Raw genomic sequence first — 13,170 nt, 5'->3', positions numbered from 1 at the left:
TCCGCCTCCTTGACTAATTAATGGATTCGAGTAGAAGCACTCAAGTGCAGATTCACCGTTGAATCTTGATGTGTTTCAGCTCATACCCGTCAAGGCTACAGACAAACACCTACTTGTGAGTAATCCAGCGCACAGTTCGAACATATCTTTATCGAGATGAAACCTTAAACGAAGCAGCCCGCCCCCGGTTTTGGCCGGGGACGGGCTGGATTCAAGGCGTGGAAGCCGCCTGGGGCGCTGGGGATCAGGCCTTGGCGCGGCTGCGGAACGCCTTGGCGCGGTCGCCGGCGTTCAGGATGACCTTGCGGATGCGGATGGACTCCGGGGTGACCTCAACGCACTCGTCCTCGCGGGCGAATTCCAGGGACTCTTCCAGGGTCAGGTTGCGCGGCGGGGTCATGTTCTCGAAGGTGTCGGAAGAAGCTGCACGCATGTTGGTGAGCTGCTTTTCCCTGGTGATGTTGACATCCATGTCATCGGAGCGTGAATTCTCGCCAACGATCATGCCCTCGTAGACCTCGGAGGTGGGCTGCACGAAGAAGTTCATGCGTTCCTGGAGCTTGATCATCGCGAACGGGGTGACCACGCCGGAGCGGTCAGCCACGATGGAACCGTTGGTGCGGTACTCGATGGGGCCGGCCCACGGCTCGTAACCCTCAGCGATGGACGAAGCAATGCCGGCGCCGCGGGTGTCGGTCAGGAAGCGCGTGCGGAAACCGATCAGGCCACGGGCCGGAACGATGAATTCCATGCGGCACCAGCCGGTGCCGTGGTTGGCCATGTTGATCATGCGTCCCTTGCGGGCCGCCATCAGCTGGGTGACGCCGCCCAAGTATTCCTCGGGTACGTCGATGGTCATGTGGTCCATCGGCTCGTGCGTCTTGCCGTCGACCTGCTTGGTCACAACCTGGGGCTTGCCCACTGTCAGCTCGAAGCCTTCACGGCGCATCTGCTCCACCAGGATGGACAGGGCCAGCTCGCCACGGCCCTGGACTTCCCAGGCGTCGGGACGCTCCGTGGGAAGGACCCTGAGGGACACATTGCCCACCAGTTCCTTGTCAAGGCGGTCCTTGACCTGGCGTGCGGTGACCTTGTGGCCCTTGACGCGGCCGGCGATCGGGGAGGTGTTGATACCGATGGTCATGGAGATGGCCGGCGGGTCAACGGTGATCAGCGGAAGCGGCTGCGGGTCCTCAAGGTCGGTGAGGGTTTCACCAATGGTGATGTCCTCAATGCCCGCAACAGCCACAATCTCACCGGGGCCGGCGGATTCGGCGGGAACACGGGTCAGGGCCTGGGTGGCCAGCAGTTCGGTGATCTTCACCGGCTTGATGGTGCCGTCGTGGCGGTACCAGGCAACAGTCTGGCCCTTGCGCAGGGTGCCGTTGAAGATGCGCAGCAGGGCAAGGCGGCCCAGGAACGGTGAGGCATCCAGGTTGGTGACGTGCGCCTGCAGGACACCCTCCGGGTTGTAGCGGGGGGCCGGGATGTGCTCGAGGATCGTCTTGAAAAGCGGCTCAAGGTCCTCGTTGTCCGGGGCTTCACCATTGGCAGGCTGGGTCAGCGAGGCGCGGCCCAACTTGCCGGAGGCGTACACGACGGGCACGTTCAAAACGGCGTCGAGGTCCAGGTCGGGAACTTCGTCGGACATGTCGGAGGCCAGGCCCAGGAGCAGGTCCATGGATTCGGCGACAACTTCGTCGATGCGGGCATCGGGGCGGTCGGTCTTGTTGACCAGCAGGATCACGGGCAGCTTGGCGGCCAGGGCCTTGCGCAGCACAAAGCGGGTCTGCGGCAGCGGGCCTTCGGAAGCGTCAACGAGGAGCACCACGCCGTCCACCATGGACAGGCCGCGCTCCACCTCGCCGCCGAAGTCGGCGTGGCCCGGGGTGTCAATGACGTTGATGGTCATGACGGTGCCGTCAGCTGACGGACCGTTGTAGGCCACGGTGGTGTTCTTGGCCAAAATGGTGATGCCCTTTTCACGCTCCAGGTCACCGGAGTCCATGACGCGCTCAGCAACATTGCCGTGCTCGGCAAATGAGTGCGTCTGCTTGAGCATGGCGTCCACCAGGGTGGTCTTGCCATGGTCAACGTGCGCCACAATGGCGACGTTGCGCAGGTCATTGCGCGAGGCAGTGTTGAGGGAAGTATCGCTCATGCGTGAAGACTCGTTTCAGTTGGGCCCGGCTGCAGGCCCTAAGGGGCGACGGCAGAAAGTCACATTTATGTTTGGCCGCGATTATCGGCAGATAACACCATTCTAGACGTAGTGCCAAATACGGCCTAGTCACTTTATCGCATGACGGCCATGTTTTGCGCCACGCTGGCGCTGAATTCACCGCTTGGGGCGGGTTTTTCCGCCCAAAGTACGACGGCGGCAGGCGGCTTGCGTGACCAAGCTCACCCGCCGCCGTCGTGCTTCAGGGCCGCTGCCGGCGCTACTTGACGTAGCTCCAGTCCCAGACGTTCCACCACACACCAACCGGCACGGGCGAGTAGGCGACGCCGGCCACGTGCGGGCCGGTGGCGGCCAGCCCCAGGCGCTGAAACAGGGGAAGCCCGTACCCGGCGTCGACAACGAGCTTGTCAATCTGCATCTTGAGGGCATTTTGCTTGGCGTCGTCGGGTTCGCCGGCCAGCTGCCCGGCCAGCTGGTCCACCACGGTGTTGGAGAAGTTGTTGAGGTTTGATTCGGCGCCGGTCTTGAAAATCTGCGGGACCTGCACGGATCCCGTGGCGTTGCTGGTCCAACCGTAAAGCGCCACGTCAAAGGCGCCTTCCTTGAGTGCCTGCTGCCACTGGCCGGCGGGCTTGCCGGCATCCGTGACCGTGAACCCGGCCAGCTGGGCCGAGGCCGAAATCAGGGAATATTCCTCCGCGCGGACAGGATCGTCCTTGTTGTAGAGGATCCGGATGGTGGGCTTGGCCCCCGCCAGCAGGGTCTTGGCCGCGTCGATGTCCGCCTTCGCATAGCCGGAAGTGCCGTTGCTGCGCGCGGACTCCTTGTAGGGGGTTTGCGCAGGGCGGAACACAAAGGAGTCCAGCGTGCCGGCGTTGCTTTCCAGCGGCTGGGCCAGCTGGTCGACGATGTCCTGGCGGGGCACCGTTTTGAGGAAGGCCGTGCGAAGGTCCGCTTTGGCAAAGACGCCTTTGAAATTCAACACAGCTTGGTCAAATCCGAGGCCCTGGCCCTGCAGGATCGCGATCTTCGCCGTCTTCATCGCTTCCAGTTGGGCATGGACGTCCGCGGTGTCGGGAGGCGAGATCACATCCGCAGTCTTGTCGGTGAGGGCCGCAACCTGCGCCTGGGAATCAGCTGCGTAGTGCACCGTCAGCGTGTCCAGCTTCGGGGTGGGACCCCACGTGTAGTCAACGTTGCGGGTCAGCACCAGCTCGTGGCCTGCCGTGACGCTCTTGACCAGGTAGGGGCCATTGGACAGCGCCAGTGAGGGATCCGGCATGGACTTGGTGTCAAAGCCCGTGTTCCAAAAGTCGGCCACCTTTTTGAGTTCCGCGTTGGGCCGCACCGGCACGGCGGCGTCGCCCTTGGGGACGGTTTGCAGGAGGGCCGTGAGTGCGTCGGCGTCCTTCAGGCCGGCGCGGACTGCCACAATGTGTGCCGGGATGCTCACGGTTGAACCCAGCGCGGTTTCCCAGTCGGAGAAGGGCTTGGTGTAGCTAAGGGTCAGGGACATGCCGTTGTCGCCGATGACGGGCAGTGCCGTGCGGGAAAGGCCCGTGGTGTCCCCCGTGGCATGGAAGTATGAGGTCCCCTTGACCACCTTGAACGTTGCATCCAGCGTGGCGTCGTTGTAGTAGCCGGAATCCGCTGCCCACTGCAGCAACAGATCCGCCGCCGTGACGGGCGCGCCGTCGGACCACTGGACGCCGTTGTTGATGGTGTACTTGACCACCAGCGGGTTGTCCGAGATTTTTTCGTATTTGCCGAACTTGTCATTCTTGACAATCTTCAGCCCGGGATCCACGTAGTTGAACCCGGTGTGGGTGGCATAGTCAACCCTGGCGTTCGTGGCCGATGATCCGGTGACGCTTCCTGCGTTAAAGGAGGTGAAGGGAGTGGACTCGAGCACCGTGACGTTGCCACCTGCCACGGCGGTGGCCGTGGAGGTGGGGTTGTTGGGGGCGGGCGGCGTGCCCGTGCAGGCACCCAGTGCCAGCACTGTGGCCACGGCCACCGTTAGTGCCTTGGAAATGCGACCGGCGCGCATTCCACCTCCATTGTCTCTTTGGGTGTTGGGGGGTTTCCCATGGATCGCGGCGGCACTGCCGCAGCGGGGTTCAGCCTGTCTGAAAGACTACCGCAGCGCGCCAGCCCGCGGCCGACGGCGGCAGGCGGGGACCGGCGTCGGCAGGCGGGGACCGGCGTCGGCAGGCGGGGGCCGGCGTCGAGCGTCAGTAACCGGTGCTGCCGTCGAGGCATTCGCGCAGCAGGTCCACGTGTCCCAGGTGCCGCGCGTATTCCTCGATCATGTGCGTGTACACCCAGCGCAGGTTCATCTCACGGCCGCGCCAAAGCCCGGGCAGGGGTGCGCTGAGGTCGGCAACCGACGCTGCATGCGCGCGGACGCGTTCGAGTTCCGCCGAGTAGGCGGCCACGTCCGCCAGGGCCGCCTCCTCGCCGTAGCCGTTGAAGTCGGCGCTGCGGTCAGCCTCACGGTAAAGGGCTTTTTCCCCCGTCCCGGCCGCCACGTTGGAAAACCAAAAGCGTTCGACGTCGGTCAGGTGCCGGACGATCCCCGCGATGGTCAGGGCGGACGGCGGAATGGCGGCGCGGCACAACTGTTCCGCGGTGAGCCCGCCAACCTTCCAGGGCAGCGTTTGGCGGTAAAACTCCAGCCACGCCTCCAGCGATTCCCGTTCCCCTGCCGCAATCACGGGCATGGTGCGGGTGTCGGGGATGTCCGGCGTGCGTTCCTCGGGGGTGTCCATGGGACCACTGTTCCACAAGCTGGTGGTGTCCGTCTTGGACGTTCCTGTGCAATTGCTGTGGCCATTGCACGGCTCCGGTGCTGGCCAAGCGCCGGCGGGCACGGCAGAATGTCGGCATGGGATTCCGCATCGAAAACATTTCCATTGACTCCACCTCGCCGGCTGAAACCGCCCAATTTTGGGCAGAGGTGCTGGGCTGGGTGATTGTTGAGGACGACGACGACGAAATCGCCCTGCAGCCGCCCGCGGGGAGCCCGGAAGCCGGGGTGGTGCCGGACATCTTGTTCCTGAGGGTTCCTGAGGACAAGGCTGCCAAGAACCGGCTGCACCTGGACCTGCGCCCCGACAACCAGGCCGCGGAGGTGGCCCGCCTGGAAGCCTTGGGCGCCACCCGGGTTGACATTGGGCAGGGCGGGGACGTGACGTGGGTGGTCATGGCCGATCCGGAGGGCAACGAGTTTTGCGTGCTGCGGGCGGTGCCTGCGGCGCCGTAGGGCCTTTGGGCCTGTGGATAACTTCAAGCAGGAATTCCGGTTCGCTGGAAAAATTGCTCCATGGGAATCAAATACTTTGCACTTCCGGTGCCAGCTCCATTGGTCAATATCGCGCGCATCAATCCGCGTGCGTTCCTTTCCGACCCGCACTTTTGGGAATCCTGGTCCGATCCCCCTGACCGGCCCGAATGCCTTTACCTGGACAAGCCGTGGAGGGATCTGAGGGACCTGCTGGGCCAGCCGGGGGCCGAACCGGCCAGGCCTGCCTATGAATTGCTCAGGGGTGAGGTGAAACCGTATGGGTACGGCTGGATTCCATACTGCCGGGTGCTCGGCACAGACGAAGTTGCCGCCGTCGCGGAGGACCTGGAGCGGGTGGACCTGCCGCCGCTCTACCAGCGCTGGAGCGCCCACGTTTCACCTGACTGGGCCGCCATTGTGAACGGACGCCGGGACATGGTGGAGTCCTACCTCAAGGACGCCAGGCGATTTACCACCGAACTGGCAGGCCAGGGCCTGGGCCTGGTGTATTCAATCGGCTGAGTGCTGCAGACTCAGCTGAGCGCTACTCATTCCGCTAAGCGCTGCTTATTCCGCTGACCCGCGGCGGGCCGCCGTGGTCCAGATGTCCCGCACTGCGTCGAGGGAACGCCTGTCCAGCCATCGCGGAGTCCGCGCGCAGTACTCGAGGTACGCCTCTGCGAACCGGCCGCGCAGCGCTTCCTCCTCGCGGACCACCTGGAGCCGGTCGAGAGCCACCACAAACCCGGCCACGGGCAGCAGTGCCTGCCAGGAGCCCCTTTTCACGGCAAGGGAAAGCAGCAGGCCCGCCAGGCCCACATACATGGGGTTGCGCGAGATGCTGTTGCTGCCGCCCGTCACCAGCACCGAGGCGGTCCCCGGGGCGTTCGGGTTGAGAGTGGTGCCGCGCCTGGCGAAGTCGGCGAGGGTGGCAAGAACCAGCGTTCCGGAAGCTGCCGCCAGGACCACTGCGGCCACGCGGCGGAGCTTCCGCACCTTGCGTCCCCGCGGCGTAAACCGTTGCGTCAGTGCTGCCACGGCCATGGCCACCGGTGGAACGGGTATGCCTTCATGCTTCTTCATGGTGCTCCTCCACGTTGGTGTGTCCGCCCCCTCCTCCAAGAGTAGGACCTTGGCTGGCCGGAAGGCACGGACCCGTATCCGGGAATCCTCTTTTAGGGATTGGAAAAGCCAAAACTGACCATGGGCGGCAGTCCGGCTGTGAGCCGATCCAAGACGTACCGTTCGTGGGGAACCACTGTCTTGGGAAGACCGTTGAGGCTGTACCACTGCAATCCGGCCGCCTTGCTGGCTTCCATGATGTGCGGGTTGCCAGCCCAGGATTCGCAGATGAAGAAGAAATCCACGCGGCCAGCCTTGTCCGGGTCCGTCGGTTGGCCGCGATGCATCGTGGTGAGCGGAACCAGCTCCTTGGGGTCAATTACCACACCGAGTTCCTCATGGGCCTCGCGGACAGCAGCCTCAATTGCGGACTCCCGGGGCTCAACATGGCCCGCCGCTGCCGTGGCCCAATGGCCGTCCATGTACCCGGTGCCCTGGCGCAGTTGCAGCAGGACGGAGTCGTCTCGCCGGAAGATGACGTAGGCAACAGGGACCAACGGATTTCGACAAGCCGCTTCTTTACAGTTCATTGGTGGTTCCGTTCGTGATGCCATTCAGCGATGGTAGCAAGGGAGTAGGATGACAATTACCACGGAAAATGCCGTAGTAATTACAGGAGCGTGTCATAGATGGCAACCGAAAGTCCCGGCGACGATGCACTCGTTGCGACGGTCGGCCACCTCATCAAGGCCTTGCGCGCGTTGGGACTCTCAGGCGACCCGGACGCTGCCAATCGAATCGCCGCAAGGGCATGGCTCGCCCTTCGTGACGGGCAGCCCCGGCAGGCTGAGCGGCTCAACGGCGCGATGCACTATTTGGTCCGCCTGCCCCAGGGACCCGGCACAGACTCCACCAGTCCACCCACCAAACAGGAGGAAAGATGAGCAACGATCCAAAGCTCGACGTACGCAATGACCCGCCACAGCGGCGCCACGAGTTGATTCTGCAGAACTACCACGACCTGGGGTCAGGCAAGGGATTCGAACTGGTCAACGACCACGACCCGAAACCGCTCTGGTACCAGTTCGACGCCGAGTTCAAGAACCAGTTCACGTGGGACTACCTTGAGGAAGGCCCCACCGTATGGCGGGTGCGGATCGGGAAGCCGGAGTCCTGACGACAGCCGTTTGACCATCCCGGGTGTCCCTCTGACGGGGCGCCCGGGATGTCGCGTCCTACGCCCTCATCAATGGACGTCGTTCCATCCATGGGCCCGCCGTGCTGGGTTCGTCCGCGGCGGGTGGTTAGGCTGGGTGGATGGCGACAGTAATCCTCGTGCGGCACGGCCGCTCCACAGCCAATGCCACAGGGCTGCTGGCCGGCCGGGCTGGCGGCGTCGTCCTGGACCAAATCGGGCGGGACCAGGCAGCCATTGCCGGAGACCGGCTGGCGCCCGTGCCTTTGGCCGGGGTGGTGTCCAGCCCTCTTGAGCGTTGCCGGCAAACTGCCCGGCTCATCCTTGATCGCCAGGCTGGAGCGCCGTACGCGCCCGTCGATCCAGATCTCACCGAGTGCGATTACGGCCAGTGGCAGGGCCGCACACTCATTGATCTCGCAACCGAGGATTTGTGGCGGGTTGTCCAGTCGCAACCGTCCGCCGTCGTTTTTCCGGGCGGCGAGTCCATGGCAGCGATGCAGGCTCGGTCAGTGGCCGCGATCCGGCGCCACGATGCGGCCTTCGAAGCCGAGTTCGGGCCAGGGGCTGTATGGGCGGCAGTGAGCCACGGCGACATCATCAAGTCCATTCTCGCCGACGCACTCGGCATGCACCTTGACCTGTTCCAACGCATTAACGTGGGCCCCGCCTCCATATCGATCGTGCACTACGGCGCCAGCCGGCCGACCGTCTATGCGAGCAACACGGATGGGGGCGATCTGTCGTGGCTGGCGAACGGCATCAACTCGGGCGATGCGTCGGTGGGCGGCGGTGCGGGGCAAAAGGTGCCATGAACCTCATTGGCCTAGAATACTGACATGCCTACACGTGTTCACGAGTTTGCCTGGCCTGATCGAGTCGTGGTTGGCACCATCGGCGTTCCGGGAGCGCGCACCTTTTACCTGCAGGTGCGCGCCGGGAAACAAGTTGTGAGTATTTCCATGGAGAAGCAGCAGTCGGCGCTGCTCGCAGAGAGCATCGATGAAATTCTCGATGAGCTGATCACGGTCAAGGGCAACCCCTTCAGCGTTCCCACGGGTACTCCCATAGAGCTTGTCGACAATGACCCGCTCGAAGCCGTCCAGGAGCAGTTTCGCACTGGGGCCATGAGCTTGGGGTGGGACCCAACCACTGCCCAGATCGTCATAGAGGCCCACCCCCTCACCGAGGGCGACGCTGATGACGACGGCGAATCGCTTCATGAGGAAGCGGCTGACGAGCCCGAAATGCTGCGCGTAAGAATGCCGGTCGGCACCGCCCGAGCATTCACCAAGCGCACCCGCGAGATCGTGGGTGCAGGGCGCCCAATTTGCCCGCTCTGCGGTTATCCCATGGACGCTGACGGACACATCTGCACCATTCCCGAGGTCTGATGGCAACACGTGACCTCGTGACCGCCGAGCTGACTCTCACCGGCCGCATCACGACGGCTTCAAACGCCACATTTCTGGGCAGCATCGGTGACGCGACCGTTGTCTACAAGCCGATTGCCGGCGAAAGTCCGCTGTGGGATTTTCCCCAGGGAACGCTGGCCCACCGGGAGGTGGCCGCCTACCTGGTCTCGCAGGCCATTGGCTGGGACGTGGTGCCGCACACCTGGCTGCGCGATGGCCCGCTGGGTGAAGGAATGGTGCAGCTCTGGCAGGAGCAGGATCCCTCCCAAGATGCCGTGGACTTGGTCGCCGCGGACCATGTGCCGGAGACGGGTTGGAAACAGATTCTGACGGGGCAGGATCAAAACGGACGGAGCGTCGCCCTCATTCACGAAGACTCGCCGGCGCTCAGACGCATGGCAGTGTTCGACGTCGTCGTCAATAACGCCGACCGCAAAGGCGACCACATCCTTGCCATGCCTGACGGACAAAGGCACGGCGTGGACCACGGCCTCACCTTTCACCGTGACCACAAACTGCGCACAGTGCTGTGGGGATGGCAGGGAGAGGCGCTGTCCGCCGAGGAAGAAGACGGCCTGGACCGTATCAGCGCAGGACTGCGCGGTGGGCTGGGCCTGGACCTGGCGGAGCTGCTCAGCGCCGAAGAAATTGCCTCGCTCGCCGCGCGCTGCGCCCGGTTGCGCCGGGCAGGACAGTTTCCATCTCCGAGCGGTGACATGCCAGCGGTGCCCTGGCCGCTGTTCTGACGGGAATGCTGCTGGCTGCCGCCACTCGTGCGTCTAGCAGTCCAGCACTTCTCCACGCCAAACGGAACGCCACCACGTCGCCACAAAGTAGCCTCTGGACGTGCGGCGGACGTCACGGCTCAAAAGTGGCTAACTTCCTTTTCGCTCCCCACAGAGTTCGTCGAACTTAGACCTTGCATCTGGTATCGCTTCAATGAGTCTTGCCAATACTTGAGTCGAGGATTCCAGGACCACATCCAGATTCGTGTCGCGTCGGTCTCGGTAGAGCTCCTGCCGGCTGTTCCCTCCGTTTCTCCACTCCTTGGTCGTAATGCACGCATGCAGTCGCCACACGCCGTTTGGCATCACCTGGAACGCGATTGCCGCAACCCATGTGAAGCTGTACTGCGGCCGGTGTTCACCCACCACCATCAATCCGGCCTCATAGGCTATGACTTCTCCCGGAAGGCCCGGCCGATTGCGGTCCCCGACGCGCCGGCACACATTCTGCACGAGGTAGATCCGATGAAAGGCGTCCGGGACGTGATCGCCGAGGCAAAGGTATTCGCCAACATCGGCTGACACGTCCCGAGCCAGAAACCAGTCCTGAGCTGGAGATAGAAGACCGGCGGCAATGTCGCCATACCAAAGGCTAAGTGAGTAGCCTTTGGTACACTTGGTGGATGATGTCGGATAGACGACAGCCCGAAGCCTGGCCAGCGACCGGTTACGAAGCGCACCCCTGGGTGCGCGTCGGCGACGAAGTCGGGTCCCGGCGAGCTTTACTCCAAGCCCGCGGCGACTACCAAGCCGCCGTCCCGCCGTTCATCGCCGCTGCACAACTTGTACTGCCCGCAGAGACGATTGCCTTGGCCGATGATGCCAGCCAGGAGCTCGCCCGATTCGACGCCGAGGCTGGAATGATCGCTGCCCCGTTCGCGTCGATCCTGTTGCGCAGCGAGTCTGCCTCCAGCTCGGAGGTGGAGAACCTGACCTCCAGCGCCAAACAGGTGGCTCTGGCGGAGATAGGCGAGTCGAAGTCCGGGAACGCGCGCCTGGTGGTCGCAAACGTGCGCGCCATGACCGCGGCCATCGCACTGTCAGACCAACTGGACGAGAACTCGATCATCGCGATGAACGACGCATTGCTGCGGGACACTGCACCGGAATACGCCGGCCAGTGGCGCAACGAACAAGTATGGATCGGCGGCGACAGCATCTCGCCACACGCCGCGTCGTTCGTACCACCGCACCACTCACGCGTTCCCAGCCTCATGGCTGACGTTGTAGCATTCGCCGAGCGCACGGACGTCCCTGTGCTAATTCAGGCAGCGATCGCACACGCGCAGTTTGAGACCATCCACCCCTTCCCTGACGGCAACGGCCGGACAGGGCGGGCACTCCTCCAAGGCATGCTTCGCCACGGCGGCTTAACACGCAACGTCACTGTTCCCGTGTCAGCTGGACTCTTGCACGACACCGATGCTTACTTTCGCGCGCTGACTGATTATCGAGCGGGCAGGGCCGAAGCCATAGTCACTGCCGTTGCTGAAGCTTCCTTCGCTGCGATCCGGAACGGGCGCCGGCTGGTCGACGACATCCAGGCTGCGGCTGCGCGCTGGGACAGCCGGGTGATCGGACGAAGCGACTCCTCCGTGCACCGGGTCAAGAGCTACCTACTCGGACAGCCGGTTGTGAACGCCAGGACCATCGCCAGTGAGCTGAGCATCAGCGACGTTGCCGCGCAGAAGGCAATTGACCGGCTGGTCGACGCCGAGGTCCTCACGCAAAGCAGCACCGGCCGAAGGAACCGCATCTGGCAGGCGCCGGAGATTCTCGCTGCGCTCGATGCTTTCGGTGCACGGGCCAGACGCCGCCGCGGCTGAGGGCGTTCCCCATCGGCTAGGTGCTGGCCAACACGGCACCGGGCGCTCGAAACGGACTCAGCTGCCAGGCCGACCTCATACTCCTCCAACCATCGGCAACCGATCAGTCGGCTGCTGCGATGCGTCGCACGAAGTCGTTGGTCCAGGCGAGCGCCTCGTCGACGGTAGGCAAGAGATCGCGGCCTTCTAGTGCTTCCGCATACAACGTGTCTCAATGCCCGCCCACGATGATAGATGGCGGCCAGGCCTGTTGCCGCCGCTAATCGAAGAGTCGGACGCATGTCGCGGCTGCCTCGATAGTCGAGCTTCACATCGAAGGGTTGCATGACGTAGGCCCTCGGAACGGCTGGCGGCCGGGGTGCGTCTTTCTCCACCAAGCGCCCGGAGAACCCAGCCCAACCTTTTGCCAGAGCCGTCTCGAAGTCGCTGCGGAATCGGGCCAGTGTCGGGTTCCGTGCGGCGTCGAGGTCCTGGGTGAACCGCGTCCCTCGCCCGTAGCGCAGCGCCATGGCGCTGCCACCCTTGATTGCTCCTCCGGGGAGCAGTTGGCCAACGACGACCAAGGCCATGCTGACGCTGCGCCGTTGGGCCAACCCGTCGTCACCTTCAAGGTTGCGGATGCGCTGCTCCAAGGAGCGCACATTGGTCGGTGCGTCCGAGTACGTCATGTCCGGAATCCTTTTCTCACTCGCTGCAACTCAGCGGCGGTCAACAGTCCTTCCGACCGGGCCTGTTTTGCTGCGGCCAGCAGCCGCTCGTTCTCGATGCGCCCCCGACACTCAAGGAGAGCATCGGCAACGGGTTGTGCAACGAGTCCCTCGTAGATGGTCGTACGCACGCCATCTCTTACCTGTGTCAGTTCAACGAACGCTGGCAGCTTCGGGCGCGCGCGCCGAGGAACGGCCACCTTGATCCGGCGGGGGTTAACATCGGCGAGCCCGAAGAGGGCCAGCACCGACTCACCGTGGAGGAATGCGCCCTCACCGGCGCGCAAGAGAGCTTCGGCAAATTGGTCATACCGGGTAAGAGGAATGTACGGCACCCGATACAGTCCGTAAGCGACATTCTCCAGACCGCCCCGGGCGGCCAGCTTTGGGAGCTCAACGGCGGGAACGCCTGCCTCGACGGCTTCTCTTGTGGTGACGTACCCGTAGTGATCGAGCGCTATCTCTCGCACAATGTCCCGGTACTTCGCGCTTGCAACCATGTCACAACCATACCGAAAACGGTAGTGTTGTGACAAAATTCCAGTATCCAGCTTCGGACACCGAAGCGGAATTCAATCACGCTATTTCACGGAGAAGCAGTTGGCGACGACGAATCCCGTTGACAGTCCCTGCTTATCACTGGACAGTTTGGCCTTGTTCTAACCACCCGGCCACCTAGAGCCAGCAGGTCCCGCACACCTCCTTGCCGCCG

15 protein-coding genes are annotated in these 13,170 nt (G+C 63.5%); 9 read left to right on the top strand and 6 right to left on the bottom strand.

The genetic code is table 11. The annotated features are described in order from the left end of the window. Positions 1-244: 244 nt before the first annotated feature. From typA to LPN03_RS03255, 3 genes are all read right to left on the bottom strand, one after another. Positions 245-2,161, bottom strand: coding sequence for a translational GTPase TypA (typA, locus tag LPN03_RS03265; RefSeq protein ID WP_262453117.1), 1,917 nt, complete (start codon positions 2,159-2,161; stop codon positions 245-247). A 280-nt stretch (positions 2,162-2,441) separates the two neighbouring features. Then, positions 2,442-4,232 carry an ABC transporter substrate-binding protein gene (locus LPN03_RS03260; protein WP_262453116.1) on the bottom strand — a complete coding sequence of 597 codons (1,791 nt, stop codon included), beginning with the start codon at positions 4,230-4,232 and terminating at the stop codon, positions 2,442-2,444. 184 nt (positions 4,233-4,416) lie between these two features. Then, the gene (locus LPN03_RS03255) at positions 4,417-4,953 is read right to left on the bottom strand and encodes a DinB family protein (protein ID WP_262453115.1); all 537 of its coding nucleotides are present in this window, start codon (positions 4,951-4,953) and stop codon (positions 4,417-4,419) included. A 116-nt stretch (positions 4,954-5,069) separates the two neighbouring features. Here LPN03_RS03255 and LPN03_RS03250 point away from each other — a divergent pair, with 116 nt between their 5' ends. Beyond that, positions 5,070-5,447, top strand: a complete 378-nt coding sequence (locus LPN03_RS03250; RefSeq protein ID WP_262453114.1) for a VOC family protein — start codon at positions 5,070-5,072, stop codon at positions 5,445-5,447. A 60-nt stretch (positions 5,448-5,507) separates the two neighbouring features. Further along, the gene (locus LPN03_RS03245; protein ID WP_262453113.1) at positions 5,508-5,990 is read left to right on the top strand and encodes a YfbM family protein; all 483 of its coding nucleotides are present in this window, start codon (positions 5,508-5,510) and stop codon (positions 5,988-5,990) included. A gap of 45 nt (positions 5,991-6,035) precedes the next feature. On the opposite strand, the gene LPN03_RS03240 is transcribed toward LPN03_RS03245, so the two are convergent. After that, a complete protein-coding gene (locus LPN03_RS03240) occupies positions 6,036-6,551 on the bottom strand; it encodes a methyltransferase family protein (RefSeq protein ID WP_165180980.1) in 516 nt (171 codons plus the stop codon). A gap of 92 nt (positions 6,552-6,643) precedes the next feature. Beyond that, positions 6,644-7,120 carry an NUDIX hydrolase gene (locus LPN03_RS03235; RefSeq protein WP_165180981.1) on the bottom strand — a complete coding sequence of 159 codons (477 nt, stop codon included), beginning with the start codon at positions 7,118-7,120 and terminating at the stop codon, positions 6,644-6,646. Between the two features lie 99 nt (positions 7,121-7,219). Between LPN03_RS03235 and LPN03_RS03230 the strand changes: the two genes are divergently transcribed. The 7 genes from LPN03_RS03230 to LPN03_RS03200 all read left to right on the top strand — a co-directional run bounded on the left by LPN03_RS03230 (position 7,220) and on the right by LPN03_RS03200 (position 11,751). Then, positions 7,220-7,474, top strand: a complete 255-nt coding sequence (locus tag LPN03_RS03230; protein ID WP_165180983.1) for a hypothetical protein — start codon at positions 7,220-7,222, stop codon at positions 7,472-7,474. Continuing rightward, a complete protein-coding gene (locus LPN03_RS03225; RefSeq protein ID WP_165180984.1) occupies positions 7,471-7,707 on the top strand; it encodes a DUF2249 domain-containing protein in 237 nt (78 codons plus the stop codon). The genes LPN03_RS03230 and LPN03_RS03225 overlap by 4 nt, the downstream gene beginning before the upstream one ends. Positions 7,708-7,847: 140 nt before the next feature. Then, positions 7,848-8,540 carry a histidine phosphatase family protein gene (locus LPN03_RS03220; protein WP_262453112.1) on the top strand — a complete coding sequence of 231 codons (693 nt, stop codon included), beginning with the start codon at positions 7,848-7,850 and terminating at the stop codon, positions 8,538-8,540. Between the two features lie 24 nt (positions 8,541-8,564). After that, positions 8,565-9,119, top strand: a complete 555-nt coding sequence (locus LPN03_RS03215; RefSeq protein ID WP_262453111.1) for a DUF3090 domain-containing protein — start codon at positions 8,565-8,567, stop codon at positions 9,117-9,119. Further along, positions 9,119-9,886: an SCO1664 family protein gene (locus LPN03_RS03210; protein WP_262453110.1), complete on the top strand. Its 768-nt coding sequence runs from the start codon at positions 9,119-9,121 to the stop codon at positions 9,884-9,886. The genes LPN03_RS03215 and LPN03_RS03210 overlap by 1 nt, the downstream gene beginning before the upstream one ends. Before the next feature lie 318 nt (positions 9,887-10,204). After that, entirely contained in the window at positions 10,205-10,447 is a 243-nt protein-coding gene (locus LPN03_RS03205; protein WP_165180988.1) for a hypothetical protein, read from the top strand. A gap of 101 nt (positions 10,448-10,548) precedes the next feature. Then, on the top strand, positions 10,549-11,751 hold the full coding sequence (locus tag LPN03_RS03200) for a Fic family protein (protein ID WP_262453109.1): 1,203 nt from the start codon (positions 10,549-10,551) through the stop codon (positions 11,749-11,751). A 664-nt stretch (positions 11,752-12,415) separates the two neighbouring features. Here LPN03_RS03200 and LPN03_RS03195 read toward each other — a convergent pair. After that, the gene (locus LPN03_RS03195; RefSeq protein WP_262453108.1) at positions 12,416-12,958 is read right to left on the bottom strand and encodes a type IV toxin-antitoxin system AbiEi family antitoxin domain-containing protein; all 543 of its coding nucleotides are present in this window, start codon (positions 12,956-12,958) and stop codon (positions 12,416-12,418) included. Positions 12,959-13,170 lie beyond the last annotated feature (212 nt).

The organism is Arthrobacter sp. A2-55 (genome assembly GCF_025548615.1).
Lineage (GTDB): Bacteria > Actinomycetota > Actinomycetes > Actinomycetales > Micrococcaceae > Specibacter > Specibacter silviterrae.
This window is presented reverse-complemented; position numbering and strand designations above follow the sequence as displayed.